Origin of the sequence: Maribacter sp. 1_MG-2023 (assembly GCF_030547005.1) — a bacterium.
Lineage (GTDB): Bacteria > Bacteroidota > Bacteroidia > Flavobacteriales > Flavobacteriaceae > Maribacter.
This window is the reverse complement of sequence record NZ_JAUOPN010000002.1, coordinates 61,664-87,946: the sequence shown is the minus strand read 5'-3', so window position 1 is coordinate 87,946 and position 26,283 is coordinate 61,664. Positions and strand designations below refer to the sequence as shown.

Here is a 26,283-nt window from a genome sequence, read left to right as displayed (position 1 = left end):
TGCATGCAAACAAAGTTGATGACAAACTAAACTATGACCTCTAAAAAAATTATATTTGCTCAATAATTAAAAAATAAGATATGTCTTTTGCAGATTTATATAGTAGCGGTGAGCACAGAAGAAACTTAGCTCATTTTGCAGCTTTGGCAACTTTAGCATCTATTGATGGTGAAATTAGTACTGAAGAAAAAAAATTATTAGATCGTTTCGCTACTAAATTAGATATCACTGATTCTGAGTATTTAGAGGTGTTTAAGAAAGAAAATAAATATCCTATCGATTCTACGCCAGATTCTGAGAAACGATTAGAGCGTTTATACGACTTGTTTAGAATCGTGTATTCTGATCATGAAATTGACGATGAAGAAAGACTATTGATTAAGAAGTATGCTATTGGTCTTGGCTTTACTGAAGAAAAAGCAGATGTTATTATAGAACGTTCTGTAGCTATTTTTGGTGGTAGAATAGATTTTGATGATTATCTATACTTAGTAAAACATTAAGCTTTGAAAAAAGTGAAATAAAAAAGGGAGCAATTTGCTCCCTTTTTTTATTAATGATATTTATTTAAAAATTCTTGTAGTTTTTCGACCATGTTTTTGCTTCCACAGAAGAACGGAACCCGTTGATGGAGTTCTGTTGGTTGAATATCCATAATACGATTTTTACCGCCAATTGCTATTCCGTTTGCTTGCTCGGCTAAAAAAGCCATAGGGTTACATTCGTATAACAATCTTAGTTTACCACTTTCACTTACGCTACTTTTTGGGTACATATATATACCACCTTTTATCATGTTTCTATGAAAATCAGAAACTAAAGATCCTATGTACCTTGAGGTATAAGGTCTGTCGTCTTCTTCCATTTGGCAATACTTAATGTAATCTTTTACCCCTTGGTGAAAATGCACATAGTTTCCTTCGTTTACAGAGTAGATTCTGCCATTTTCAGGAAACTTCATATTTGGGTGAGATAGGTAAAAAGTACCTAACGCAGGGTTTAATGTAAAGCCATTTACGCCATCACCAGTTGTATATACTAACATGGTAGAAGTACCGTACACTACATAACCTGCTGCAACTTGCTGGTTACCTGGTTGTAAAAAATCTTCCATAGTTACGGGTGTACCTACGGGAGTTATACGTCTGTAAATAGAGAAAATAGTACCTACCGAAACATTTACATCAATGTTAGAAGATCCGTCTAATGGATCTATCAGCACTACATATTTATTTTGATGATTGTCGTCATTACTATTAATACTAATGAAACTATCTTCTTCTTCAGATGCGATACCGCATACAATTTCTCTGTTTTTTAAAGTCTGAATAAATTTGTCATTAGCAAATAGGTCAAGTTTTTGTTGATCTTCACCTTGAATGTTGGTTTCGCCAACTCCGCCTAAAATATCGATTAGACCTGCTTTGCTCACCTCGTGGTTTACAACTTTAGCGGCTAATCTAATGGCATTGATAAGCTTTGATAATTCACCTGAGGAATATTGAAATGAATCTTGATTTTCAATAATAAACTCCCCTAGGGTCTGATTTCTTTTTGGAGACATCTTTTAGTTTATGGTTTATACAAATATCGTGTATTTTGTTAAACGTTCAATTTTGATTTTAATTACATTTTTTAAATTTATAACTTTGTGTTTTATTTGTAACAATTATGAATTATACTATTAGAGTTGCCCAGAGAGAAGATATGAGCCAAGTGCTTCATTTAATTCAAGAATTAGCCTCTTTTGAAAAGGAAGATGATGCCGTTGAAGTAAGTGTACAGAACTTAGAGGAAGATGGTTTTGGTAAACAGAAATTGTTTCACTGTTTTGTTGCAGAAAAGAATGATAAAATTGTAGGTATGGCTTTGGTTTACCCTAGATACTCTACTTGGAAAGGACCTGTAATTCATTTAGAAGATTTAATTGTTACCGAAGAAATGCGTGGTAGTGGTTTAGGTACGGCACTTTTAAATGAGGTCGTTAAATATGGTGATGAGTTAGGTGTAAAAAGAATAAGCTGGGAAGTGATCGATTGGAACGAACCTGCAATTGGTTTTTACGAAAGTAAAGGAGCCAATGTGATGAGAGATTGGGATGTTGTTCAGTTAGATGAAGCAGGCATGAAAGAGTATTTAAGCGCGTTAGCTTAATTGAAAAAGAACTATAAAATTTAGATAGCAATAACATATGAGAGTTTTTAAATTTGGAGGAGCATCGGTTAAAGATGCAAATGCGGTTAAAAATGTAGTTAAGGTTTTAAAAGAAGTAGGGTATGAAAATACGCTATTGGTAGTATCGGCAATGGGTAAGACCACCAATGCTATGGAAGATATTATAAACGCTTATTTTAATGATAAGAAGGAAATACCTTCTAAGGTTGCCGAGATGGTAGACTATCATCATGGTATTATAAAAGACTTATTTCCTAATGCACAGCATGCTATTTATAAGGATATAAAAATATTGGTCGATGAGATCAACGGTTTTTTAGTTTGGAATAAATCGCCCAATTATAACTTCGTATATGATCAAATAGTCGGCTACGGAGAATTGATTTCTACCACTATTATCAGTGCCTATTTTAAAGAAATTGGCATAAAAAATAATTGGTTAGATGTAAGAAACTTTATTAAAACAGATAGTAATTATAGAGATACCACGGTAGATTGGGAGCGTACTCAAAAGAACGTAACTAAAATTGATCAAAAGGTATTGAATATTACTCAGGGTTTCTTGGGTAGTGATGACAATAACTTTACTACTACATTGGGTCGTGAAGGTTCAGATTATTCTGCTGCAATATTAGCCTATTGTTTAAATGCCGATTCGGTTACTATTTGGAAAGATGTACCAGGCGTTTTAAATGCCGATCCTCGGTATTTTAAAGAAACGCAATTGCTAAATAATATATCTTATAGAGAAGCTATTGAACTGGCGTTTTATGGAGCATCAGTAATTCACCCAAAAACATTACAGCCTTTACAGCGTAAAGAGATACCACTTCATGTAAAATCTTTCGTTAATCCTAAAGGTAAGGGTACAACTGTTGGCAAAGGTGTTGGTATAGAACCAAAAGTACCTTGCTTTATAGTAAAAAAAAATCAGGTTTTAATGAAATTGTCCTCACTTGATTTCTCTTTTATAGTAGAAGATAGTATTAGCGAACTATTTAAATTGTTTCATCAACATAAAATTAAGGTAGATTTAATTCAGAATTCCGCTATTAGTTTTTCTGTTTGTATAGATAATAAATTTGGCGGATTAGAAGCGCTGCTACAGCAACTAAAAAGTAAGTTTAAAGTTGCTCATCATGAGAATGTTTCATTATACACCATTAGACATTTTAATACTCAAGCATTAGAATCGTTGCAGAATGGCCATGAGCTATTATTAGAACAACGTGGTACAGAAACGGTACAGTTGGTTGTGAAGTAATTCAAAGGTCATTTCAGTAATTTTTAATAGGTAGCTACAAACGCTATTTTCCTATATTTACAGTCTAATCGATGATGATTTATGGGTTTAGTTACCGCGAAGGAAATTGCCATTGCTATCAATCTCTCTAAATATGGGGTGTTTGGTACTTTTATTGGTTGGGTACTATTAAAAGTGACGCGTTTATCTCGTATAAATAGAGATTACGATAGCATTGCCCATTTAGAAGGTGAAGATTATGCCAATGCTATTCTAAAGCTTTATGAAATTGACTACGAAATTCCTGAGGAAGATTTTAGGCGTTTGCCGAAAGAAGGTCCGTATGTGACTATAAGTAACCATCCATTAGGTGCTATTGACGGTATTTTGTTGTTCAAGTTAATGGTGAAACAACGACCCGATTATAAGATAATGGCTAATTTCTTACTACAAAGAATGGTGCCGCTAGAGCCTTTCGTTCTGCCTGTTAATCCTTTCACTGAACATAAAGATGCTAGAAGTAATTTAGCCGGATTCAAGAAAACTTTAGAGCATTTAAAAGATGGTCACGTATTAGGGGTTTTTCCTGCTGGTGAAGTTTCTACACATAAAGATGGTAAGCTCATTGTAGATAAACCTTGGGAAGAAGCCGCTTTAAAATTGATTAGAAAGGCTAATGTACCTGTGGTGCCTATTTATTTTCATGCCAAGAACAGTTCGTTGTTTTACCGTATTTCTAAATTGGGAGATTCGTTGCGAACGGCAATGATTCCTTCTCAGGTATTTTCGCAAAGAAACAGACCAATAAAGGTGAGAATAGGGCAGCCTATTTCTATAGCTACCCAAAAAGAACAACAGAGTTTAGAAGAATACACTGATCTTCTGCGTCGTAAAACGTATATGCTATCTAACGCATATGAGAAAGAACGTTTAATAGATCAAATACCTACTTCCCTTAAAATACCTAAGCAGCCAAAGAAAATTGCAGATGCGGTTCGTAAAGAGGTTATGGAGGGCGAAATTGAGAAACTTAGGGAGAAAGACTGTCGTTTACTTCAAAGTAAAAATTATGAAGTATTTCTAGCGAAGGAAAAAGACATGCCTTTTATTTTGAAAGAAATAGGAAGACAGCGTGAAGTAACCTTTAGAGCCATTGGCGAGGGTACGAATAAAGCGATTGATCTTGATAGTTTTGATAGCTATTATCATCATCTTTTTTTATGGGATGCCGAGGCTAAATGCATTGTAGGTGCTTATAGAATGGGAATGGGTTCTGAAATTTTCCCAGAACATGGTATTGATGGTTTTTATCTTCAAGATCTTTTTAGGGTAGAACCTGAATTGTATGATATGATGGAACACTCTATTGAAATGGGTCGTGCCTATATCACTAAAGAATATCAGCAAAAACCAATGCCATTATTTTTGCTTTGGAAAGGGATAGTGCATACTACTTTACGATTTCCAGAACATAAGTACTTAATAGGTGGGGTAAGTATCAGCAACCAGTTTTCAAACTTTTCTAAATCGTTGATGATCGAATTTATGAAGTCTAATTATTGGGATCCTTATGTAGCGCAATATATAAGACCAAAAAAGGAATTCAAAGTGAAGCTAAACGATGCTGATAAGGAGTTTGTTTTTGATGAAACTCAGGCAGATTTAAATAAGTTTGATCGTTTAATTGATGAGGTAGAACCTGGTAATTTACGTTTACCAGTTTTAATTAAAAAATACATCAAGCAGAATGCTAAAGTAGTTGCGTTTAATGTAGATCCATTATTCAATAATTCGGTAGACGGATTAATGTATATTAAAATTGCAGATTTACCTGAGAGTACAGTAAAACCGGTAATGGAGGAGTTTCAGGCAGAATTGGAACGAAAATTACATGAATCTCAAAATCCTGAAGCAGAAGCGTAATTTAGTCTATACCAACAACGCTACTTCGTCGTTCAAAAAGCACATTATCTACCCATTTACCGTGTAATTTACCAATACGCTCTCGTATGCCGATCATTCTAAACCCTGTAGCTTCATGTATATTTATGCTGCCATAATTTGTAGGGAAGATACCAGATTGTAAGGTCCAGATGCTTTCTTGTTCGCTTGCCGATATAACATGTTCTAACAATAACTTGCCTAAACCTTTGCCACGGCTATTTTTAGAAATATAGACACTGATTTCTGCGACGCCACCATATACACATCTGCTTGAAACAGGGGAGAGGGCAACCCAGCCCATAATATCAGTATTGCTTTCGGCAACAAAACGGCAGGTGCTCATGTGTGCTTTGTCCCAAGCTTCAAAAGCGGGGACATTGGTTTCAAAAGTGGCTATGCCAGTAGCAATGCCTTCTTTATAAATATTAGCAACAAATTCCCAATCTGTCGGCAACATGGTTCTTATTGTTATAGCATTCATATCGAGTATTCTTAACAATAATTGCTTTTAGTGGCGTCGAAAAAAGAATTTAATAATGCTTGTATTTCTGTCCATTTTGGTAGATTAATACAATAGCATACTTTTTTACCTTCAATTTCACCTATAATTAAATCTATACTTTTTAGTTCTTTTAGATGCTGAGAAATAGTAGGTTGTGCTAAACCTATTTCATCAACGATGTCATTGCAAATACATGCATCTTGCTTACTTATATATTGTAAAATGGCAATACGAGCAGGGTTTGATAATACCTTAAATATAATCGCCAACTGATTCTGCTCTACATTAAATATTTGTGTTTTAGTAACTCCCATTTTGTATTTATATATTGCTATATTGCTATATTGCGATAATAAATATTATAAAAAAAGCCAGATGATATTTTATCTGGCTTACATTATTTAGAACCAAGGTTTTCTACCTACTTGATAGGTGTTGTAAAACTCTTCGTCTGATTTTGTTAGGTATATGATACCTTCAATGATACCAACTACCCACATTGCAGATGCACCGATACCACAAGTTACCGCCCCTAATACTAGCGTAATAACTAACATAATAATACCTTCTTTTTGGTATCCTAAAATAAATTTATGAATCCCTAAAGAACCAACTACGATTGCTAAAATTCCAGCAAGCATTTTCTTGTTTTCTCCTCCTGGACCTCCGCTGAAAGCCTCTTTAGCTCCGGCAGTAAAATCATTAGCTGTTTTTTTAGCTCCTTCGCTAAATTCTTTAGCAGATTCTTTAGCATCCTCTGAAAATTCTTTAGCCGATTCTTTAGCACTGTCAAAAGCATCTTCTGCCTTATCTCCAAAATCTTTATTCTCGTCTGACATTTTTTTGTTGTTTGGTGGTTATTATAAGCGATAAATGTAGCGATTATTTTAACATCATAAAAATGCTTTATCTATTGGTTCCCAAAGTTCTAGCTTATTTCCGTCGGGATCTAAAATCCAACCGAACTTTCCATATTCGAATTCCTGAATCTCACCGACCACAGTAACTCCTTCTTCCTTGAGTACTTCTAATAGTTCTACAAGATTTTCAACCCTAAAATTCATCATGAAAGTAGATTGGCTAGGTTTGAAATAATCAGTATCGTCGTTCATGGGGCTCCATTGTGTGGAGCAATCATTTCCTTCTTTATCTTTCCACCAAAATGTACAGCCATATTGGTCAGTGTTAAGCCCTAAATGTTTGTTGTACCAATTTTTAGAATGGTCAGGATCTTTCGCTTTGAAAAAGAATCCGCCTAAACCTGTTACTCTTTTTTTCATATCGATTTATTTTTTGATATTCTTCTCGTATAAACTAATCCATTCTGTCGCGGTCATTTTAGTGCATAGTTCTGCAATGAGCTCGTACGGAATATCATCCATACTTTTAAACCGAACGCAACTTTTACCCATATCTAGCTTGCGTTTGCAATGAATTGAGTATTCGTTCTTGAACCAGTTCATTAAAGCAGGGTCTGCATATATGCCGGAGTGGTAAAGTGCTATATAAACTTTCTGAGACGCCAAATTAATAAAAGGTAAAGGTAGTTCTGGTTTTACATGATACCCTGGCTCGTATAAAGAATGTGGTACTACGTAGCCCAACATGCCATAACTTAACTGCTCTTCAAAACCAACGGGTAAATTTTTTGAAATAATACCTCTTAGTTTTTTAATTACCACTTTGCGTTCTTGTGGTAGTTGAGCAATATATTCGTCTGGTGAGTTGGCTTCGTATTTCATGCTACTCCAAAAATTTAGCTTTTATCTTGTCTACTACAGTCTGTGCTAATTTAATTTTGCTTTCAACCGTCCACCCAGCTACATGGGGTGATAGTATTATTTGGTCAGATTTAATTAGGTATTGAAATGCTTCAGGTAAATTGCCGTCAGTAAACATATTTTCGAAAGAGGCTTTTTCATATTCCAACACATCTAATCCTGCTCCTAGAACTTTACCAGATTTTAAGGCATCTACCAAAGCTGTGGTTATGATACATTTACCTCTTGCGGTATTAATAATCCAAATCGGATTTTTAAATTTCTCAAGAAACTCTGAATCGACCATACCTATAGTTAATTCTGTCTGTGGTACGTGTAAGCTAATGACATCGACTCTATTTTGAAATTCGATAATACCTACTTGACGAGCATTTTCATCTTCTACACCGCCTTGAATATCATAACAAATAACCTCTTCTACGTCAAAACCTTTTAGCTTTTTAGCAAATGCTTTGCCCATATTGCCATAGCCGATAATACCAACAACCTTACCTTCTAGCTCAATGCCACGGTTGCCTTCGCGATCCCAATTGCCACTTCTTACTTCTTTGTCTGCCGTGTTCAACTTATTAAAAAGAGATAAAAGCATACCTAAAGCATGTTCACCTACAGCATTACGATTGCCCTCGGGTGCGGCAGCAAGAAATATACCAAGCGACTTAGCATGTTGTGTATCTATATTTTCTAAACCGGCGCCTAATCTTCCTATAAATTTTAAGTTTTTTGCTTTGTCTAAAAACGCAGCATCTATCGAGAATCTACTACGTATTATGAGTCCGTCATAATCTTCTATTTTGGCTTCGATTTCTTCTTTGGTAGCGGTGTAGTCTTCATCGTTTTGAAAACCTAATTCAGAAAATTGCTCAATTATTAGTGGGTGATTTATATCTACGTGTAATACTTTCATTTATGCTTAATTATATTTTGGGGTAATCTGTTTGTGTTTTTTCGTCTTTAACGTTACCGGTATGGGCTGTGCTTAATTTTTCGAATAACATGAGTTGTACAACTTCATCGTTTTTGGTCATGGGGCAGTGCTCAATACCTTTGGGTACTATAATAATTTCTCCTTGTTGAACAACTTCTGTGCGATTTCGAAATTGCATATAAAGCGTGCCTTTTACAACTTGAAAAAGTTCATCTTCATTTTCATGTGAATGCCATACAAACTCACCTTTGATTTTTGCCAATAGCACTTGCATATTGTCAACAATACCTATTTGGTGTGGATGCCAAAAATCATTTACATGATTATACTTTTCTTTTAGGTTAATACTTTTCATGTGTGTTCGTTTTATCCTGCTTTAGGATAAAAGGGTCGTTTATTTTCTGTGAATATAAAATATGATATAGTAAGATACGCAAAGCGCCACTATTCTAAAAAGAAGATGAGTGGTTTATTAAATGCCAAGAATTACTTTGGCAATAGAGAAGTAGATTAAAATACCGAAAATATCATTTCCTGTCGTAATAAACGGACCGGTAGCAACTGCGGGATCCACGCCTCTTTTATCTAAAAATACAGGTATGAAGGTGCCAATTAGGGCAGCAATTATTATTACGGAGATTAATGCAACACACAGCGTAATTGAAATTAGGTAACTGGTGTGAAAGAAGAAATGACTTATAACCAATACTATGGAGGCTATTGCAACACCATTTATTAAGCCTAAGGTAAATTCTTTTAATAATCTGTTTAATATTTCTCCTTTAACTGTATTGTTGGCAAGACCTTGTACCATAATTGCCGAAGACTGTACCCCAACATTACCTGCAGTAGCCTGTATTAATGGAACAAAAATTAGTAAGATTGGAAAAGTGCTCATTACTTCTTGAAAACTACTAATAATACTTGCTGCACCAATACCACCAAACATACCAATAATTAACCATGGTAGTCTTGCTTTGGTAAGTTCCCAAATACTATCATCCGCCTCTACGCCTCTAGATATACCTGCTGCCATTTGGTAATCGCGCTCAGCTTCTTCTTTTATGACATCTACAATATCATCAATAGTAATACGGCCAACCAATCTACCTATTTCGTCAACTACAGGTATAGCTTCAAGGTCATATTTAGTCATGATTCTTGCCACTTCTTCGGGGTCTTCGTTAACGTTAACAGAATCTACGTTCTTTATAAAGACGTCTTTAATGTGGGTTTTTGTAGAAGTGGTTAATAAATCTTTTAACGATAATCTTCCTTTTAGTTTGTCTTCATCATCTACCACATAAATAGAATGTACCCTAGTTACATTCTCTGCTTGCGCCCGCATTTCTTTTACACAGGTGAGCACATTCCAGTTTTCATTGACTTTTACAAGCTCTTTTGCCATAAGTCCGCCAGCAGAATCGTCAGCATATCTTAATAAGTCAACGATATCTTTTGCGTGATCTCTATCTTCAATTTTAGAGATAACGTCTTGTATTTGGTCTTTAGGTAATTCACCAATAATATCTGCAGCATCATCGGTATCTAGCTCTTCTAATTCGCTAGCAATTTCTTGAGATGAAAGATTACCTAAAATGGCCTCACGAACGTCTTCATCTAGCTCGGTAAGTACATCAGAGGTTTTGTCACTTTCAAGCAGTTTAATAAGATAGGTAGCCTTGTCTTCATCTAACTCATTAATGATTTCGGCAACATCGGCATAATGCACAGCACCTAGCATAGAATTAAGTTCAGTATCATTGTTCTGTTCAATGAGCTGTTCTATTTCTACTACAAATTCTTCGGTTAGCTTAAAGGGTGTCATCTGCTATTTTGTTCGTCAATGCTATAAAATCGTCGACCGCCAATTGTTCTGGTCGAAGGTCAAATATAATATCTTCTCTTAAATTATCTGATAGTGTAAATGTTTTTAAACTGTTACGTAATGTCTTTCTACGTTGATTAAATGCAGTTTTTACCACACGATACAAAAGTTGTTCATCGCAAGAAAGTTCAAAATTCGCTTTACGAGTTAATCGTAAAACGCCCGACTGTACTTTTGGCGGAGGATCAAAAACATCTGGTTCAACCGTAAAAAGATATTCTGCCTCATAGAAAGCCTGTACCAAAACTGAAAGAATACCGTATGCCTTACTACCTTCTGGTGAGCAAATACGTTGCGCGACTTCTTTCTGAAACATCCCCGAAAATTCAGGAATTTGATTTCGAAGCTCTAACATTTTAAAAACTATCTGAGTAGAGATATTATATGGGAAGTTACCGGTTATGCCAAATTGCTCATCGCCGAAAAGGGTTGAAGTATCAAAATTTAAAAAATCGGCTTCAATGACTTTAAAAGTACCATCGCCTTCAAATGCTTTTGGGTGTTCTAACGGAAAGTTCTCGTTGAGGTAGGTGATAGATTCCGTATCTAAATCCATAGCCACTAAATTGCTATCTCTTAAAAGGAGGTATTTAGTAAGTACCCCAGTACCCGGACCAATTTCTATTACATTCTTATAATCTTGTTGTAATAGTGTTTCGGCTATTTGTCGGGCAATGTCCTCATCTTTTAAGAAGTGTTGACCTAGGTATTTCTTTGCTTTTACAGGACCTTTTTCGTATTGCTTTTTATAAGCATACTTATCACCTTTATTCTTCTTTCTTTTCGTTCCCATAGCTCTAATTTAACGGTGCCTTATTTTGCAATATATGCCCAAGCATTTTTTCCTGAAGCTAATTGAATTTCAATTCTTTCGTAAGCTTCACCTTCGTACCTATCTGCTTTTTGTAACTCTTGATGAGATAGGGTATATACTTGTCCTTTTATGGCATCTTCCTTAACTCCTGTATGCTGCAAAGTAGGGTAGAGGTCAGCCACTTTTATGTCAGATAATGTATATAAAGGTAATTCGTCTTCGAATCCGTTTAAAGGTCTTGCGAAAACTCCCAATTGTACTTCTAATTCTTGTAAAGTTCCGTACGTAAATAGATAGTGTGTGGCAGTTGCTCTTTGAACAAAGAATTCATCTACCACTTCTAATTCGGTTTTAAAAGAAACCAGCTGACCAGCAAACTTCTTCTGAATACTTTCTATTAGCGCAGGTGCATCTTCTTCATAGTATCTTTCTAAGGTAGCTTTGTCTTTTACGGTATATTGTACCGAATAAGTGAAGCCGCCCATATCTTCTTCAACTAATACTTTTGAGAATTTTGCACTTAAAAATTTACCTGTTGATAGCACTTGTGGAATATGAGTTTCTTTCATCCACTGCAACCAGGTATTATGAGCAGTTTCTTCTATATTCGTGGTAACGTTATATATATACATGGGTTATCTCAAGTTCTATTTGAAATGCAAAGTTAGTTTAACTAGGGCTTAAAACGAATTAGATAATACCTGATTTTAATTTATGGCGTCTCCCCTTAAAATTCTAAAGTTCTTTCTGGCTTCGGGAAAGTAGTAACTGTCCTGATAATTGTAGATAATTTTCTCGTACTGCTCTTTTGCTTTTTGAGGGTCGTTCAATACTTTTCTATACAATTCACCTAAAGCATAATAGGCATCATCAGCTAGAATTCCATTACCGTAAAATGTGATGATTTTCTGATAGTTTAGTTGTGCTTCTTCATATTTCTTTTGCTTCTCAAATAATTGAGCTTGTTTTAAAAGTGCCTCGTCTTCAATTTTTTCGCCTTTATGATTTTCTAAAATATCGCCCAATGCGATTATTGCCTCATCGGTTTTATTCTGGTAGGCTAAGAAATCTGCCCTTGCATATTTTTTCAAAGCTGTTTGTGTAGAGTCTTCAAGTGAATTGTCTGAAATTAGTAAGCTCAACTGCATAGCATCGTTGGCAATTAGTTGAGAAGTAGAACTTCGCAATACCTTTAATTGGGTTAAAGCCCAATCGAAATCTCCTTTGTAAAAACTAGTTTGTGCTACTTTATAACGCGCATCTTGACCAAGAACATCGTTCTTTAATTTTTGCTGAATCTGAGAGAAATAGATGAGTGCTTCGTTGAACTTTTTGTCATAGACCAAAATATCGCCTAATGCTAATTTTAAATATGCGGTATCTCTGTCACTTAATGGCAACTCTAAACTATTTTTCAATAATTTTTCTGCAGGCTCAGGATTGTTCTTTGTAAACGTTAGAAAATTAGCATAGGCTACTTGAAGTTGTAACGATTGCTTTTTGTAGCCATATTCATCTACTAAGGCATCGTATTTTTTTTGAATAGCATCTAATTGATTGCCAGACACATTTAATAGTTCAATATCAATGAGGTTTAATTCGGCATCTAACTGTGTTATTTTATTGCTGGTATTTTTAATAATATAACTGTAAATATCTTTGGCAACTTTATGTTCTTCATTGTCTTGGGCATCATTGCCTAAATTTTCTAAACGAGTAGTAGAGCTACCGTTCATACGTTTGAAAATGGCTTTTTCTTGCCTGAACGCACTTCCGTATTGCTTTTGCTGAACGAACAGCCAACTCAGAAGTTCGTTCCAAAGAATATCAGGATTCTTTTGTGCGCGTTCTAATAGTACTTTTTTTAAGAGTATGTTGTTTTTGTTTTCCGCATCTTCAGAAACGAAATCATCAATACTCCTTAATATGTTAGATTTAGATGTTTTGCCATCAATAACAAGATTTAGATATGAGTTATACATAGATTCAACATTGCCTTGTTCTCCATAAATTCTGGCAAGTTGAAAGTTGAAGTTCAATGCCGGATTTAGCTTCATTGATGTTTGAAAGGCTTTTATAGCCATGTCTAAAAGACTGTATTTTTGAAATTGTAGGCCTATAGCGTATCCATAATTAGGATTTTTAGAGATGATATCTAAAGCTTTGTCATAATAGGTTTGTGCCATTTCTTCTTTTTCTTGAAGGGCATAATTGTAACCTAAGTCTATTAATAATGTTGGGTAGGGATTACGGTCTTTTAGACGCTGGTTTAAAAAATCTTCAGCATCTTGGTAGCGTTCTAATTGCTGATAGCAAGCAACTAAATCTTGAACATATTCCGTTCTTCTCGGACTTTTTTCTACTAGTTTTTCATAAAAAACAACTGCTTTTTCAAAATCACCATCGGCAAAATATTGCTTTGCCAAAAAAACATCTTGGGCAAAGGCAAACATAGACAGTGCTAAATATGTTATTATGAAAAAGATAAAGCGCATAATCAAATATACATAGAATGCAGTAAGTTGTTGTTAAGTAGATGCTAACAAGCACTTGATTTTATGCGGTAATATTAATTTTTTAGTGAGTAATTCTTGTAATAACTATAGTATTAATGAGATACTACTTTAAGACCTATAATAGAACCTATTAATGTTGTAATGAAAAGTATACGTAAAAAAGTAGCTGGTTCTTTGAATACGAATATACCAACTAGTACTGTGCCTACGGCACCAATACCTGTCCACACGGCATATGCGGTACCAATGGGTAATGTTTGTGTCGCTTTTACTAATAGTATCATACTTATGGCAAGTGCAACTAAAAACCCAACATACCACAAGTACATTTCATTGCCAGCGGTTTCTTTGGCTTTACCTAAACAGAATGCGAAGGCTACCTCAAAAAGACCCGCGATTATTAATAGTGCCCAATTCATAATACAAATACTTAGTTATACTAAAGGTCGATAATCTCTTCTACCTATTCATTGTAATGAAGGTATTTTTTAAGTGTGGTGTCTTCGCAGATAAACGAAAGATCTTCGTTGTAAATCGCTTGGTAATCAGCATAAACCTGATTGCAGTTACTTTCATTATAATGAATTATAATAACGAGTTTTTCGTTATCTAAAAAGCTTTGTGCTCCAGAGGTATCCCACCAATTTTTCTCATCACTGTATGATTCATAAGTTACCCCATCAAAATCTTCGGCATTTTCAACGAAGTTCTTTGCCATGCATTTCATGCCTTTTTCATGTACATAATTACAAAGCTCTTTATAATAGGCAATACCATCTTCTTTCGATACTTGAATGCCATAAGTTTCTCGTGTTTCATCATACAATGCCCAATCCATATTATCGAATTCTACCCAATCAAAACCCAAATCTGTAATTTTATCAATTCGAGCTTTCATGACATCGATTATTCCGGTTGTAGTAGTGTTTACGAAGTATTCACCTGGCCACTCTGCCCATTGTTCGGTAGTTAAAAAAGGCTGAAGTTCATTGAAATCATCTCTCCAATCTTCACCTGTACCAATACTGATATAGGCTGCTAATTGATTGCCGTTAGCTTTAATTTCAGCGATTGATTCTGCAACGTCATCTTCGAATGGGTCAACTAATACATATGCATTTGTAGCATTTAAAGCAATGTAGGCTAATTGGTCTACTTCATAATTTTCAATATAGGCGTGGTTGTAGATTGGTATTGCGTTAGAATTTTCATTTTCCTCTGTTACTTCATCAGTACTGGCAATATCAGCTTTATCATTACAAGCAATAAAGGTCGATAACAATATTAGTAGACTAATGTTTCTCATAAGCGTAAATTATAATATTGTTTAGTGGAGTCTATATATTTGGTTATTTATATACGCTTTTCATTAACAAATAGTCTATAAAGATTTTGAAAATATATCTTATGCTTAATTTAATATTGGAGGTTTTCTATGTTTTGTGCCTTGTTCATAAGAATAAGTTAGCCCTATTAAAATTGGCTCGTCATATATTCTACCCAGAAATTGCAGTCCCACTGGTAAATTTCTACTAATAAAACCTATGGGATCGGTAAAAGCGGGTTAACCTGTTTGCGGACTAATATTTTGGCTATTGTATTCTTTTTGAAATTTATCAATAGAGATTTTTATTGTGCAAAAATAAAATCAATATTGTAGGCACCTTCAATATTCGTCTAAATTGAAAATACAATCAGACCGCTCAAAATACATTCTAAATTATAAAATAAAGTAAGGCGAACTGGTGTTAATTAATCATATCAAAACCACAATAAGGTACTAATACATCTGGTATTTTAATGCCGTCTGTAGTTTGATAATTCTCTAGAATTCCGGCTAATACACGTGGTAAGGCCAAAGAGCTACCATTTAATGTATGAGCTAGTTGATTCTTTCCGTTTTCATCCTTAAAACGTAGTTTTAATCTATTGGCCTGGTAAGTTTCAAAGTTTGAGACAGAGCTAATTTCTAACCATCTGTCTTGTGCAGTTGAAAACACTTCAAAATCAAACGTAAGTGCAGCTGTGAAACCTAAATCACCACCACATAGTCTTAGAATACGGTATGGTAATTTTAATTCTCCTAGAATGTTCTTTACGTGATCAACCATACCATCTAAGGCATCATATGATTTTGAAGGGTGTTCTACGCGTACAATTTCAACTTTATCGAATTGGTGTAAACGGTTTAAACCACGTACATGTGCGCCATAACTACCTGCTTCTCTTCTAAAACACGGAGTATACCCCGTATATGAAATTGGAAAATCACTTTCGTTTACAATAACATCTCTAAAAATGTTGGTTACAGGAACTTCTGCAGTAGGTATTAAATAAAGGTCATCTGCCGTTACATGGTACATTTGACCTTCTTTGTCTGGTAATTGACCTGTGCCATAACCAGATAGTTCGTTTACCAAGTGTGGCACTTGAATTTCAGTATATCCTGCTTCGGTATTTTTATCTAAGAAATAGGCAATTAAAGCACGTTGCAAACGAGCTCCTTTTCCTTTGTAAACAGGAAAACCGGCTCCAGCGATTTTAACACCTAATTCAAAATCTATGATATCATATTTCTTCGCCAACTCCCAGTGAGGTAAGGCGCCTTCTATTAACTTAGGTATTTCACCTTCACTGAATATTTCCTCATTGTCCTCTTCAGTAGAACCTTTCTTTACAGAAGTATGCGGAGCATTCGGTAATTGGTAAAGAAGTGTTTGTAACTCTTCTTCTGCAGTGTTTAAATCTTCGCTTAATTGTTTAGACTCTTCCTTCAGCTTTACTGTTTGTTCTTTTAAAGAATTAGCTTCTTGAGCTTTTCCTGTTTTATACAAAACACCAATTTCTTTGGAAATTTTATTCGATTCTGCCAAAATATTGTCCAAACTTGTTTGGGCAGCACGTCGGTTTTCATCTAATTGAAGCACTTTTTCAATTAAGGGTTGTGCATCAATATTTCTTTTTCCAAGGGCTAGGATAATATCTTCTTGATTATCTCTAATGGTCTGTATTTGTAACATTATTGAATTGTATTTGACTGCAAATTTACGTTAATCTTATATTTATAGCGGGTACTTTGAGGACTAAACACGTATTAACTAATTTTTTGAGTTCCCGAAGTTTGAGGGAAGAATCCAGTCGTGATGTTTTGTTTGGTACCAAGTCTCTGCCGCCAGATCAGTTTTAGAGTCTATAAACGGAACAAAAGGTTTGCGGTTGATGCTGATCTTTGAGTTTTCTAGGTATACTGAAACATCTCTGTCATTTTGCTCAAACTCTTTCTTTAAATATTGGGCAAACTGCCATGCAAAATCTGGGTAAGCAAATACTTTGCGTTGTTGGCCTCGTGTTATATATTTTTTTGGATCTATTATAATTTCCTCTTTCGTGGTATTGTCGACTACTTTAAAGTTGCCTTTGCCACGTCTGCTGCGTAACATCATTCTCCAGCTCATTCGGTGTCCCTCTTCTGTCCAAAGCACATCTCCATCAATAGCATGATGACGAATGGGCATTAGTAATTGGATAATAAAGTATACAGCAAAGCCTAATAAAAGTGCGTTTTTGTGTGTTGAAACAATTAGTTCTGACGCAGTATACGGTCTCTTAGATTTAAAAAATATCTTGCGAATAGTTTCTGGTTCAAAAAAGAAGACACTAAAAGCAATAGATAAATAAGGGAATATGCCAATCTGAAATATGATGGAATTGAATAGATGAAAGAAAAGTGAGATAAAGAAAGCCGCTTTTCTTGTTGGTTTCCAGAGAAGGGCGGGTACAATGAGTAAATCAAACAAAATGCCAACGGATCCAATAATACTATGTATCCAAGGTTCTTGTAAAATATCACCAACTAACCAATAGTTTTTTTTAGAATGCATTAATACTGCTATGGTACTAAAATCAAGCCAATCTCCATACATTTTAGCAATAGAAGCGTATACGTAGACTATAAACAATTGTAGCACTACTACCCATTTTACATAGGCGTACATTGAATTGCTTTCTAATTCAGGTTTCATTTTAACATCATATGATCGACTTCTTTCCGCAGGAAAAAAGCACATAATCAATGATATCAATATGAGTAAGTAGTAATGATTGTTATAAGCTGTTTTTTGCATCAAATACGTTGCAGTCCACAACACGGTAAATGATATGATGCTTACTCGGTATTTGAACCCTACGGCAATAAAAAGCCCAAGTAGTCCCATCACTATAAAATAGAAATACATGCCATTGCCAGGTACTGGTTGAAGAAATTCAAAACCTATGAAAGGAAATGTATGATCAGGAGTGATTAGATTTCTCTTTACCCATCCTGTAGCAATAGCGCCAAAACATTCTAAGGAGACGAGTATACCGAAAATTATACGAAAGATGATTAACGGGCTATTATCAATGCGTTGAAATAATAACCTATTGAGCATAATTACTTTTTAATATAGTGTAGCGATTTTTCTTTGTCTTTGGCCAATTGAGCTTTTAGAGCATCGATAGATTCAAATTTATGCTCATCTCTTAAACGAACCAAAATATTAACCTGAATTTTTTGGTCATACAAATCTTCATCAAAATCGAAAAAATTGATCTCTATCGATTTCTCCGTACCATTTACGGTTGGGTTATAGCCAATATTCATCATACCATAAACAACCACTCCATTTAAAATGCTATTTACAGCGTAAGCACCAGTTTTAGGTATCAGCTTGTAATCTTCAGCTATAGCAAGGTTTGCTGTTGGGTAGCCTAGTTGCTTGCCAATGCCCTTGCCTTTTATAATGGTACCTGTAAGCATATATTTATAACCTAAATAGCTATTAGCGGTTTCAATATCGCCATCTTCTAATGCTTTTCTGATTTTGGTAGAACTTACCGATACATCGTCAATTTCTTGAGCAGGAATTTCTTCTACAGTAAAGTCATACGTGTTGCCAAAAGTGATTAAATCTGTGATATTGGCATTTCTATTTCGTCCAAATCTGTGGTCATACCCAATAATCACCTTTTTTATATGTAAAGTATTTACAAGCATATCGCGTACGAACTCAATAGCTGTAAGGCGAGAAAATTCTTTGGTAAAAGGATGAATTATAAGTACGTCTAGACCAAGTTTTTCTAAAATATGAATCTTTTCGTCTATGGTATTCAGCAGTTTTATATTCGCATCTTTTTGTAAGACCATTCTCGGGTGCGGAAAAAACGTAAGAACCGAAGATTTTAATTCGGTACTTTTGGCATGATTTATGATTTTACTAAGTATTTTAAGGTGACCTATATGTACACCATCAAAGGTGCCTATGGTAATGACCGTAGGATATTCTTCTTTATATTTAGAAATGTTGCGGACTGTAATCACCTATGATAGAAAATAAAAAGACTTATATTTGATTTTGAGTTAAAAGCCTCTTGATGATTGCAAAATTACGCCTAGTTTTTACAATTACCATAGTATTTCTTTCCTTTTCCGGTATGGCACAAACTGCTTATTGGAAAAACACGAAATTAAATAATAAGGCTAAGCAATTCACTAAGCAACAGTTAAGAGTGAATAAAGGAACAGCTTTTACCCTTAATCAGCAAGAATTTTTACAGGCACTTTCAGGGCATAAAGCTTCCAAGATTATTTATTTTCCCGATGAAACGGGCAAGTTAATTCCCTTTCTAGTAGAAGATTCTCATCTTTTTTCTGAAGAATTAGCACTTAAATATCCGTCCATAAAATCGTATAAAGGTATTGCTTTGCACGATGCCACGACCCAAATTAGGTTTAGTATTTCTCCTAAAGGTATTCAAAGTACTATGAGTACTTCTGGTAAAAACGGAGCATTGTTTATGCAGAAATCTGCAGATGATACCTATGTGTTATATCGTAGAACGGAGCAAGACGAGCGCGATATTGATTTTGTGTGTAAAACTATGCCAGAGGTTAAAGAATATTCGCAGAACCTTACTGCGAAGTTAGTGGATGACCAAACACTAAGAAAGTTTAGAGTGGCCATTTCGGCTTCGGGTGAATACACTGCATTTCATGGAGGAACAAAGGCAGATGCTCTTGCTGCCATTAATGCAACCTTAACTAGAATTAATGCCGTATTTGAACGCGATTTAGCCATAACCTTAGAGTTGATTGCAAATACAGACCTTGTAATTTATACAGATCCAGAAACTGATCCTTATATGGGCAGTTTAAGTTCTCAAGTGCAAAATACATTGACATCTGTTATTGGGGAGGCTAATTACGATATTGGGCACCTTTTTAATCAGCAGGATAATACCTTAGATGGTAATTCTGGTTTTATTGGCGCTGTATGTACAGATGGCAGAAAGGGTAGTGGTTACAGCACGTTATCTTCTCCTGTAGGCGATGCTTTTGATATTGACCTTGTTGCTCATGAAATGGGGCATCAATTAGGTGCAAACCATTCATTTTCACATACTTCTGAAGGTACGATTGTGCAGGTTGAGCCAGCTAGTGGTACAACAATTATGGGGTATGCAGGCATAACTGGTGTTAATAACGTTGCTTCTAATAGTGATGATTACTTTCATTACGTTAGCATTGTACAGATACGAGATTACTTAAAAACTGTTTCATGCGGAGTTACAGATGTGCTCACCAATAATCCGCCTACGATTACGCCTTTAACAAATTACGTTATACCTAAAGGAACTCCTTTTGTTCTTACGGGTGAGGCTACAGATGTTGATGCAGCAAATGTGCTTAGTTATACTTGGGAGCAGATTGATAACGGAATAGTTACTCAAGCTACATTTGGACCTGATAACCCAGCTGGGGCAAATTTTAGATCCTTACCGCCTACGCTGGTTCCCGAAAGGTATTTTCCTAATTTAAATAGAATTTTAAGCGGAGAACTAACTCAGACAGTACCAACTTCTGGTTCTGCTTGGGAAACGCTGTCTAATGTCGGGCGTGAAATGAATTTTTCATTAACCGTTCGTGATAATGCTTTAAATGGCGGACAATCAGATTCTGATGAGATGACAGTTTCGGTGGTCAATGAGGCCGGTCCTTTTTTAATTAGTTCGCAAACTAATGGAGAATCTTTTGAGGCTGGATCGTTGCAAACCATTACTTGGGATGTTGCGAATACTGATGTTTTACCTGTAAGCGCAGAAACTGTTTCTATATATTTATCTACAGATGGAGGTGTAACTTTTCCTATTGTTCTAGAGGAGAATATTTTGAACGATGGTAGTCAGACTATAATTGTGCCAAACATTCCTACCAGTACGGGACGTATAATGATTAAGGCAGATGACAATATTTTCTTTGCCGTTAATGATGCAATTTTTTCTATAACTCCTTCAGAAATCGTACTAAATTTTGAAGAGGTTGTTTTTGATATTTGTAAACCAGACAATCTAAGTGTTGATTTTACCTATGAGACCGATTTAGGTTTTGATGAAGAAAGTGTCTTTAGCGTACTTGATTTGCCAATAGGTATTACAGCAACTTTTACACCTGCTGTCGCAGATGCAGACGACACTTTGGTTACAGTTGATTTTGAAGGAATCGTTACTGTAGATCCTGGTATTTATCCTGTTCGGGTTTTAGCGAGTGCAGATACGTTAACAAAAGAAATTATACTGCAGTTAAGAATTTACGATGATAATTTTGAGGAAGTAATTCTAATTTCACCTGTTGATAGTTTTGAGAACGCGTCTACCGATGTGTTGTTAGAATGGGGAACATCGGTTGGGAATACCCAGTATGATGTTGAAATTGCAGATGATGCTGCTTTCACGAATATTATAGAATCGAGTACTGTTAATGATAGTTCGTTCTCGCCTACGCTTTTAGATAATAATAGCACTTATTTTTGGAGGGTAAAGCCAAAAAATGATTGTGGAGAAGGTGTTTTTAGCACCCCTTTTAGGTTTTCTACAGTTCAATTTAACTGCGCTACAAAAAGTGCTACAGGTATGCCAATCGCTATATCAAGTAGCGGTACACCAGTTATTACCTCTAAAATTGTGTTTTTTGAAGATTTGCCTGTTGCAGATATTAACGTACAGCTAGATATTGAACATACTTTTCTGTCCGATTTGGTAATTACCTTAACATCGCCTGCAGGTACTACGGTAACTTTGGTTTCTAATTCATGTGGTGATTCGCGAAATATTGATGCAACTTTTGATGATGATAGTCCGGCTTTTACTTGTTCGGTTAATCCTGGTATTAGTGGTTTGGTAAAACCTTTAGGGAGTTTAAGTTCTTTTAATGGAGAATCTATATTGGGTGAATGGACTTTAGAAATTAAGGATAACGCTCCTTCAGATGGTGGTAGTTTGAATTCTTTTGTTCTTGAAGCTTGTGTAGAGGGGGTTTTTAGACCAGATGACGATAATGATGGAGTGTTTGATGATGGTGATGATTTATGTTTAGGTACGCCTGCCGGTCAAGAGGTAGATGCTTCTGGTTGTGCTATATATCGTTTCCCTGTTGAGAACTTTATTATTAGTTTAGAAAGTGAAACGTGTAGAGATAATAACGATGGTTCGCTCTCTATTGTTCCAAAGTTGGCGCTAGATTACCAGGTGGTAGTTTCTGGTAATGGATTAAATCTAACACAGAATTTTTCGAATGCCTTTAATTTAGCAAATCTTGAGTCTGGTACATATACTTTGTGTATGACGGGGACAGATGGTGTTATCGCGTATCAAGAGTATTGTGTTGAAGTGCAGATTACCGAACCTTCATCACTTAATGTAACTTCTAAAATTGCGGTAGATGGCTCTCAAGTAACACTTGAAATGAACGGGGCGTTATTTTACACCATAGAACTAAACGGTGTGGCTATACAAACAGAAGAATCAACAGTAGCACTAGATTTAGATAAAGGATTGAATACTTTAAAGGTTTTTACAGATATACCATGTCAAGGTGTTTATGAAGAGCAGATAGGTTTTTATGTACAGCCGGTTGTATATCCAAATCCTGTAAAAGATATTGTTCAAATCTATTTAGGTACTCAGCAAGAAGAAGTAACTGTAAGTGTTTTTAGTGCCGACGGCAGATATATTTCTAGTAATTCTATACTGCCATTAAATGGAATCATAAGTTTAGATTTGAGTTCGCTATCTACGGGTATTTATTACTTAAAATATGAGGGAAGAACAATAAATGGAACTTCTAAAGTAATTAAAGAATGATGCGCTTTTTAGTACTTATTACGTGTTTGTTTATGGCTGTTACCAGTTGTAAAAAGAAAAGTGCCGCAAATCCACCTGAAGCAGTGCTTTTGGTTTTTCCAGAAGAGAATTCTGAATGTACGACAGGTGTTGATATAGGTGAGGAGACGAGTAGAGTAGAGTTTCGTTGGGATTTGGCAGATAATACCGAGACGTATGAACTACGTGTTACTAATATCGCCACTGGTACAGTACAGACCATTGTTTCGGCGTCGAATTCTGCTCAATTACCTTTGGCAAAAGGCGAGCAATTTTCATGGCTTGTTCGCTCTAGAAATAGTGAAGTAGAGCAAACGGTATCTAGTAAAGAGTGGTATTTTTATAATTCTGGATCTAGAACCACATTTGCACCTTTTCCTGCAACTATTATAAGTCCGGCTTCTTCAGATAATGTTTTTAAAGATATTAATAATGAGGTTGAATTATCATGGTCTGCTTCTGATTTAGATAATGATATCGCTGGTTATGAAGTGTATTTCTCTGTAGAAACACCACCAATAAATTTAATTCGAGAATTGTCATCACCAGTAACAAGTATAAAAGTATCTGTAACATCAGATACGGTGTATTACTGGAGAGTTGTTGTTATTGACGAAGAAGGTAATAAATCAGATACCGGTATTTTTACTTTTAAAGTGCTTTAAGAATTATTGAATTGATTCATAGTTCTAGCAATGCCCGCTAGTACAAATGAATTAATAATTTCGGTTGACTTTTTTAATCGCTCTGGCATTAGTGCTTTTTCTTCTTCGCTCCATTGCCCTAAAACATATTCTACCTGTCTACCTTTGCCGAAGTCAGCACCAACTCCAAAACGATATCTGTTGTAAAGTATAGTCTGTAGAAACAGCTCTATATCTTTTAATCCATTATGACCTCCATTGCTACCTTTAGTTTTTATTCTAATGGTGCCAAAAGGTAAATTGATGTCATCTGTTATGACTAGAATGTTACTTTGAGGTATTTTTTCTTTATCCATCCAATACTTCATAGCCTTCCCGCTTCTGTTCATATATGTGGAAGGTTTAAGGCAAATTATAGTTCTACCTTTTACCTTGTATGACCCTATATCGCCAAGCTTTACGGTTTCAAAAGTAAAGTCATTTTCACGTGCTACTTCGTCTAGTACTTTGAAACCAATGTTATGTCGGGTTTCTGCATATTCATCACCGATATTACCTAAGCCTACGATTAAAAATTTCTTCATGGGATCTTTCTCTTCAAGTATGATGTTCTGTTTTGTAAAAAGAGCTTTAAAAAAACCGAACATTTGTTTTGTGATTTAATTGATAAAAATACAAAAGCATCCTGATACAAGTATCAGGATGCTTTATTATGAATCTTAAAATTGTAAAGACTACTCTTGAGCAGCTTCTTCAGATGCACCTTCTGCACCTTCAGCTCCTTCTTCACCTTCTTCATCTTCATCCACAACAACAGCGGTACGTGCAGTTTTAACCTGTACTACAACTTGGCTATCTGGGTGTAAAATGGTGAAATCATCATTTAATAATGATGCTACATCAATGTTTTGACCGATTTTCAACTTAGAGATATCAATGTTGAAGAAATCAGGTAATTTGCCAGGTAAAGCTTTAATAGAAAGTTTACGTTTTCTGAACAATAAACGTCCACCGTTACGTACACCTGGTGAATTTCCTTCTAAAGTTACAGGAATATCCATAGTAACCATTTTATCATCGAATAATTGATAAAAATCAATATGGATGATAGCATCTGTTACAGGGTGAAACTGAATATCTTGCATAATAGCTTTTACAGAAGCTCCACCATCTAATTCAATTGCAACTGTGTGCGCATTTGCAGTGTAAACCAAATCTCTGAACGCTAGTTCATTTGCTGAAAAATGTAATGGTTTATCCCCTCCGTATACTACGCAAGGAACCTTTCCAGCATTACGTAAGGCTTTGGTTGCTTTTTTGCCCACGCTTTCTCTTTCTGATCCTTTAATTGTAATTGACTTCATTATATGTATTAAAAATTAATATTCTTGTTTTGGCTTCTAACTTACATTAAGAACTTAGAAGAAATAGAGTTATTGTTGTGTACTTTATCCATTACCTCGGCAAATAGATTAGCACAACTTAATACTCTTACCTTATCACTCTTTATTTCGATCGGAATAGAATCTGTAATGATCAATTCCGTTAATTTCGATTTTTCAATTTTCTCGTATGCATCACCTGACAATAAACCATGTGTGGTTATAGCCCTAACACTAAGAGCACCGCGCTCCATCATTAAATCAGCTGCTTTGGTCAATGTACCCGCAGTATCTACCATGTCATCTACTAGTACAACATTTTTACCACTTACATCACCTATCAACTCCATATGAGAGATGACATTAGCTTTAGCTCTTTGTTTGTAACAAACAACAACATCGCTATCTAATGCTTTAGAGTATGCATATGCTCTTTTTGAACCACCCATATCTGGTGAGGCTATAGTAAGATCTTTTAGACCTAAGTTTTTTAGGTATGGTAAAAATAATGTAGATGCGAAAAGATGATCAACAGGTTTTTCAAAGAACCCTTGTATCTGATCAGCATGCAGATCCATTGTAATAATTCTAGTAGCACCTGCTGTTTCGAGCATTTTAGCAACTAATTTTGCTGCAATAGGTACTCTAGGTTTGTCTTTTCTGTCTTGCCTTGCCCAACCAAAGTATGGCATAACTGCTGTAATATGACGTGCAGATGCTCTTTTTGCAGCATCTATCATTAACAACATTTCCATCAAGTTTTCAGGACCAGGATGTGTAGAACCTATAATAAAGATTCGCGTTCCACGAATAGATTCTTCGAAAGAAGGTTGAAACTCCCCATCGCTATAACGAGAAAAAGATATTTTACCTAACTCCGTTCCATAAGCCTTAGCGATTTTCTCGCCTAAGATTTTACTTTGTGTACAAGCAAATATTTTCGGTTGTGGAACTTGGTATGGCATGTCTTTCTTATTGTTTTCCAAACTGTTACTTCAATAAAGTATTGAGGTCTTTGTTTTTAAGGAGGTGCAAATTTAAAAATTAAATTCGGTTGCTAATGCATAAATCTTGATATTTTTGGTGTTGGAAAGAAAATAATTATTTAGTTTTGCAGTCCTGTTTTACAGGATGCCGTTTCTTAACGGTAAAATATGCTCGAGTGGCGGAACTGGTAGACGCGCTGGATTCAAAATCCAGTTCTTCGGAGTGCGGGTTCGATTCCCGCCTCGAGTACTTCTAAAACCCCTAACAATCTAATATGTAGATTG

At 35.3% G+C, this 26,283-nt stretch carries 26 protein-coding genes and 1 tRNA gene; 7 read left to right on the top strand and 20 right to left on the bottom strand.

Translation table 11 applies throughout. The features are described 5' to 3' along the window. Positions 1-80 precede the first annotated feature (80 nt). On the top strand, positions 81-503 hold the full coding sequence (locus tag Q4500_RS03265) for a TerB family tellurite resistance protein (RefSeq protein WP_299319432.1): 423 nt from the start codon (positions 81-83) through the stop codon (positions 501-503). A 50-nt stretch (positions 504-553) separates the two neighbouring features. On the opposite strand, the gene fbp is transcribed toward Q4500_RS03265, so the two are convergent. Continuing rightward, the gene (gene fbp, locus Q4500_RS03260) at positions 554-1,564 is read right to left on the bottom strand and encodes a class 1 fructose-bisphosphatase (protein WP_303598317.1); all 1,011 of its coding nucleotides are present in this window, start codon (positions 1,562-1,564) and stop codon (positions 554-556) included. Between the two features lie 107 nt (positions 1,565-1,671). On the opposite strand from fbp, the gene Q4500_RS03255 reads away from it, so the two are divergent. The 3 genes from Q4500_RS03255 (at position 1,672) to Q4500_RS03245 (ending at position 5,341) form a co-directional block, all read left to right on the top strand. Then, positions 1,672-2,154 carry a GNAT family N-acetyltransferase gene (locus Q4500_RS03255; RefSeq protein WP_303598316.1) on the top strand — a complete coding sequence of 161 codons (483 nt, stop codon included), beginning with the start codon at positions 1,672-1,674 and terminating at the stop codon, positions 2,152-2,154. Between the two features lie 37 nt (positions 2,155-2,191). Then, positions 2,192-3,439 (top strand): aspartate kinase, encoded by a 1,248-nt coding sequence (locus Q4500_RS03250; RefSeq protein WP_303598315.1) that lies wholly within the window; start codon positions 2,192-2,194, stop codon positions 3,437-3,439. An 81-nt stretch (positions 3,440-3,520) separates the two neighbouring features. Further along, on the top strand, positions 3,521-5,341 hold the full coding sequence (locus Q4500_RS03245; RefSeq protein WP_303598314.1) for a lysophospholipid acyltransferase family protein: 1,821 nt from the start codon (positions 3,521-3,523) through the stop codon (positions 5,339-5,341). A gap of 1 nt (position 5,342) precedes the next feature. Here the strand turns inward: Q4500_RS03245 and Q4500_RS03240 are convergent, their stop codons facing one another. The 16 genes from Q4500_RS03240 to Q4500_RS03160 form a co-directional block, all read right to left on the bottom strand. Further along, positions 5,343-5,843, bottom strand: a complete 501-nt coding sequence (locus Q4500_RS03240; protein ID WP_303598313.1) for a GNAT family N-acetyltransferase — start codon at positions 5,841-5,843, stop codon at positions 5,343-5,345. Between the two features lie 11 nt (positions 5,844-5,854). Beyond that, a complete protein-coding gene (locus tag Q4500_RS03235) occupies positions 5,855-6,178 on the bottom strand; it encodes a helix-turn-helix transcriptional regulator (RefSeq protein WP_303598312.1) in 324 nt (107 codons plus the stop codon). Between the two features lie 87 nt (positions 6,179-6,265). After that, complete coding sequence (locus tag Q4500_RS03230; RefSeq protein ID WP_303598311.1) at positions 6,266-6,703, bottom strand: TM2 domain-containing protein; 438 nt, start codon at positions 6,701-6,703, stop codon at positions 6,266-6,268. 54 nt (positions 6,704-6,757) lie between these two features. Beyond that, positions 6,758-7,144 carry a VOC family protein gene (locus Q4500_RS03225; RefSeq protein ID WP_303598310.1) on the bottom strand — a complete coding sequence of 129 codons (387 nt, stop codon included), beginning with the start codon at positions 7,142-7,144 and terminating at the stop codon, positions 6,758-6,760. A gap of 6 nt (positions 7,145-7,150) precedes the next feature. Beyond that, on the bottom strand, positions 7,151-7,606 hold the full coding sequence (locus Q4500_RS03220; RefSeq protein WP_303598309.1) for a DUF1801 domain-containing protein: 456 nt from the start codon (positions 7,604-7,606) through the stop codon (positions 7,151-7,153). A gap of 1 nt (position 7,607) precedes the next feature. Further along, positions 7,608-8,552, bottom strand: coding sequence for a 2-hydroxyacid dehydrogenase (locus Q4500_RS03215; RefSeq protein ID WP_303598308.1), 945 nt, complete (start codon positions 8,550-8,552; stop codon positions 7,608-7,610). A 10-nt stretch (positions 8,553-8,562) separates the two neighbouring features. Further along, complete coding sequence (locus Q4500_RS03210; protein WP_303598307.1) at positions 8,563-8,928, bottom strand: cupin domain-containing protein; 366 nt, start codon at positions 8,926-8,928, stop codon at positions 8,563-8,565. 117 nt (positions 8,929-9,045) lie between these two features. Further along, a complete protein-coding gene (gene mgtE / locus Q4500_RS03205; RefSeq protein ID WP_303598306.1) occupies positions 9,046-10,401 on the bottom strand; it encodes a magnesium transporter in 1,356 nt (451 codons plus the stop codon). Further along, complete coding sequence (gene rsmA, locus Q4500_RS03200; RefSeq protein ID WP_303598305.1) at positions 10,388-11,254, bottom strand: 16S rRNA (adenine(1518)-N(6)/adenine(1519)-N(6))-dimethyltransferase RsmA; 867 nt, start codon at positions 11,252-11,254, stop codon at positions 10,388-10,390. The genes mgtE and rsmA overlap by 14 nt, the downstream gene beginning before the upstream one ends. Before the next feature lie 20 nt (positions 11,255-11,274). Next, positions 11,275-11,907, bottom strand: a complete 633-nt coding sequence (locus Q4500_RS18640; protein ID WP_368389716.1) for a DUF4286 family protein — start codon at positions 11,905-11,907, stop codon at positions 11,275-11,277. A 75-nt stretch (positions 11,908-11,982) separates the two neighbouring features. After that, a complete protein-coding gene (locus Q4500_RS03185; RefSeq protein WP_303598304.1) occupies positions 11,983-13,770 on the bottom strand; it encodes a tetratricopeptide repeat protein in 1,788 nt (595 codons plus the stop codon). 113 nt (positions 13,771-13,883) lie between these two features. Then, a complete protein-coding gene (locus Q4500_RS03180; protein ID WP_303598303.1) occupies positions 13,884-14,210 on the bottom strand; it encodes a multidrug efflux SMR transporter in 327 nt (108 codons plus the stop codon). A 44-nt stretch (positions 14,211-14,254) separates the two neighbouring features. After that, a complete protein-coding gene (locus tag Q4500_RS03175) occupies positions 14,255-15,097 on the bottom strand; it encodes an endo alpha-1,4 polygalactosaminidase (RefSeq protein ID WP_303598302.1) in 843 nt (280 codons plus the stop codon). Positions 15,098-15,539: 442 nt separating this feature from the next. Then, complete coding sequence (gene serS / locus Q4500_RS03170) at positions 15,540-16,811, bottom strand: serine--tRNA ligase (RefSeq protein ID WP_303598301.1); 1,272 nt, start codon at positions 16,809-16,811, stop codon at positions 15,540-15,542. 78 nt (positions 16,812-16,889) lie between these two features. Further along, a complete protein-coding gene (locus Q4500_RS03165; protein ID WP_303598300.1) occupies positions 16,890-18,221 on the bottom strand; it encodes an HTTM domain-containing protein in 1,332 nt (443 codons plus the stop codon). 2 nt (positions 18,222-18,223) lie between these two features. Further along, a complete protein-coding gene (locus Q4500_RS03160; RefSeq protein ID WP_303598299.1) occupies positions 18,224-19,150 on the bottom strand; it encodes a bifunctional riboflavin kinase/FAD synthetase in 927 nt (308 codons plus the stop codon). Between the two features lie 53 nt (positions 19,151-19,203). Between Q4500_RS03160 and Q4500_RS03155 the strand changes: the two genes are divergently transcribed. Both Q4500_RS03155 and Q4500_RS03150 read left to right on the top strand, forming a co-directional pair. Next, positions 19,204-22,968, top strand: a complete 3,765-nt coding sequence (locus Q4500_RS03155; RefSeq protein ID WP_303598298.1) for a reprolysin-like metallopeptidase — start codon at positions 19,204-19,206, stop codon at positions 22,966-22,968. Next, positions 22,965-23,651: a hypothetical protein gene (locus Q4500_RS03150; RefSeq protein WP_303598297.1), complete on the top strand. Its 687-nt coding sequence runs from the start codon at positions 22,965-22,967 to the stop codon at positions 23,649-23,651. Before Q4500_RS03155 ends, Q4500_RS03150 begins: the two co-directional genes overlap by 4 nt. Here Q4500_RS03150 and pth read toward each other — a convergent pair. The 3 genes from pth to Q4500_RS03135 form a co-directional block, all read right to left on the bottom strand. Next, positions 23,648-24,277, bottom strand: coding sequence for an aminoacyl-tRNA hydrolase (gene pth, locus Q4500_RS03145; protein ID WP_303598296.1), 630 nt, complete (start codon positions 24,275-24,277; stop codon positions 23,648-23,650). The genes Q4500_RS03150 and pth overlap by 4 nt on opposite strands. Before the next feature lie 87 nt (positions 24,278-24,364). Next, positions 24,365-24,994 (bottom strand): 50S ribosomal protein L25/general stress protein Ctc, encoded by a 630-nt coding sequence (locus tag Q4500_RS03140; RefSeq protein WP_303598295.1) that lies wholly within the window; start codon positions 24,992-24,994, stop codon positions 24,365-24,367. A 41-nt stretch (positions 24,995-25,035) separates the two neighbouring features. Then, entirely contained in the window at positions 25,036-25,977 is a 942-nt protein-coding gene (locus Q4500_RS03135) for a ribose-phosphate pyrophosphokinase (RefSeq protein ID WP_303598547.1), read from the bottom strand. A gap of 191 nt (positions 25,978-26,168) precedes the next feature. Here Q4500_RS03135 and Q4500_RS03130 point away from each other — a divergent pair. Further along, positions 26,169-26,248: transfer RNA gene (locus tag Q4500_RS03130), tRNA-Leu, on the top strand. Positions 26,249-26,283 lie beyond the last annotated feature (35 nt).

What these genes read in the sequence shown, in the direction of transcription:
- serS (WP_303598301.1), bottom strand. Translation starts at nt 16,811, where the DNA reads ATGTTACAAATACAGACCATTAGAGATAATCAAGAAGATATTATCCTA.
- Q4500_RS03165 (WP_303598300.1), bottom strand. Translation starts at nt 18,221, where the DNA reads ATGCTCAATAGGTTATTATTTCAACGCATTGATAATAGCCCGTTAATC.
- Q4500_RS03245 (WP_303598314.1), top strand. Translation starts at nt 3,521, where the DNA reads ATGGGTTTAGTTACCGCGAAGGAAATTGCCATTGCTATCAATCTCTCT.
- Q4500_RS03240 (WP_303598313.1), bottom strand. Translation starts at nt 5,843, where the DNA reads ATGAATGCTATAACAATAAGAACCATGTTGCCGACAGATTGGGAATTT.
- Q4500_RS03215 (WP_303598308.1), bottom strand. Translation starts at nt 8,552, where the DNA reads ATGAAAGTATTACACGTAGATATAAATCACCCACTAATAATTGAGCAA.
- Q4500_RS03150 (WP_303598297.1), top strand. Translation starts at nt 22,965, where the DNA reads ATGATGCGCTTTTTAGTACTTATTACGTGTTTGTTTATGGCTGTTACC.
- Q4500_RS03220 (WP_303598309.1), bottom strand. Translation starts at nt 7,606, where the DNA reads ATGAAATACGAAGCCAACTCACCAGACGAATATATTGCTCAACTACCA.
- Q4500_RS03210 (WP_303598307.1), bottom strand. Translation starts at nt 8,928, where the DNA reads ATGAAAAGTATTAACCTAAAAGAAAAGTATAATCATGTAAATGATTTT.
- Q4500_RS03180 (WP_303598303.1), bottom strand. Translation starts at nt 14,210, where the DNA reads ATGAATTGGGCACTATTAATAATCGCGGGTCTTTTTGAGGTAGCCTTC.
- Q4500_RS03185 (WP_303598304.1), bottom strand. Translation starts at nt 13,770, where the DNA reads ATGCGCTTTATCTTTTTCATAATAACATATTTAGCACTGTCTATGTTT.
- pth (WP_303598296.1), bottom strand. Translation starts at nt 24,277, where the DNA reads ATGTTCGGTTTTTTTAAAGCTCTTTTTACAAAACAGAACATCATACTT.
- Q4500_RS03255 (WP_303598316.1), top strand. Translation starts at nt 1,672, where the DNA reads ATGAATTATACTATTAGAGTTGCCCAGAGAGAAGATATGAGCCAAGTG.
- Q4500_RS03265 (WP_299319432.1), top strand. Translation starts at nt 81, where the DNA reads ATGTCTTTTGCAGATTTATATAGTAGCGGTGAGCACAGAAGAAACTTA.
- Q4500_RS03135 (WP_303598547.1), bottom strand. Translation starts at nt 25,977, where the DNA reads ATGCCATACCAAGTTCCACAACCGAAAATATTTGCTTGTACACAAAGT.
- fbp (WP_303598317.1), bottom strand. Translation starts at nt 1,564, where the DNA reads ATGTCTCCAAAAAGAAATCAGACCCTAGGGGAGTTTATTATTGAAAAT.
- Q4500_RS03225 (WP_303598310.1), bottom strand. Translation starts at nt 7,144, where the DNA reads ATGAAAAAAAGAGTAACAGGTTTAGGCGGATTCTTTTTCAAAGCGAAA.
- Q4500_RS03140 (WP_303598295.1), bottom strand. Translation starts at nt 24,994, where the DNA reads ATGAAGTCAATTACAATTAAAGGATCAGAAAGAGAAAGCGTGGGCAAA.
- Q4500_RS18640 (WP_368389716.1), bottom strand. Translation starts at nt 11,907, where the DNA reads ATGTATATATATAACGTTACCACGAATATAGAAGAAACTGCTCATAAT.
- rsmA (WP_303598305.1), bottom strand. Translation starts at nt 11,254, where the DNA reads ATGGGAACGAAAAGAAAGAAGAATAAAGGTGATAAGTATGCTTATAAA.
- Q4500_RS03250 (WP_303598315.1), top strand. Translation starts at nt 2,192, where the DNA reads ATGAGAGTTTTTAAATTTGGAGGAGCATCGGTTAAAGATGCAAATGCG.
- Q4500_RS03155 (WP_303598298.1), top strand. Translation starts at nt 19,204, where the DNA reads ATGATTGCAAAATTACGCCTAGTTTTTACAATTACCATAGTATTTCTT.
- mgtE (WP_303598306.1), bottom strand. Translation starts at nt 10,401, where the DNA reads ATGACACCCTTTAAGCTAACCGAAGAATTTGTAGTAGAAATAGAACAG.
- Q4500_RS03230 (WP_303598311.1), bottom strand. Translation starts at nt 6,703, where the DNA reads ATGTCAGACGAGAATAAAGATTTTGGAGATAAGGCAGAAGATGCTTTT.
- Q4500_RS03235 (WP_303598312.1), bottom strand. Translation starts at nt 6,178, where the DNA reads ATGGGAGTTACTAAAACACAAATATTTAATGTAGAGCAGAATCAGTTG.
- Q4500_RS03175 (WP_303598302.1), bottom strand. Translation starts at nt 15,097, where the DNA reads ATGAGAAACATTAGTCTACTAATATTGTTATCGACCTTTATTGCTTGT.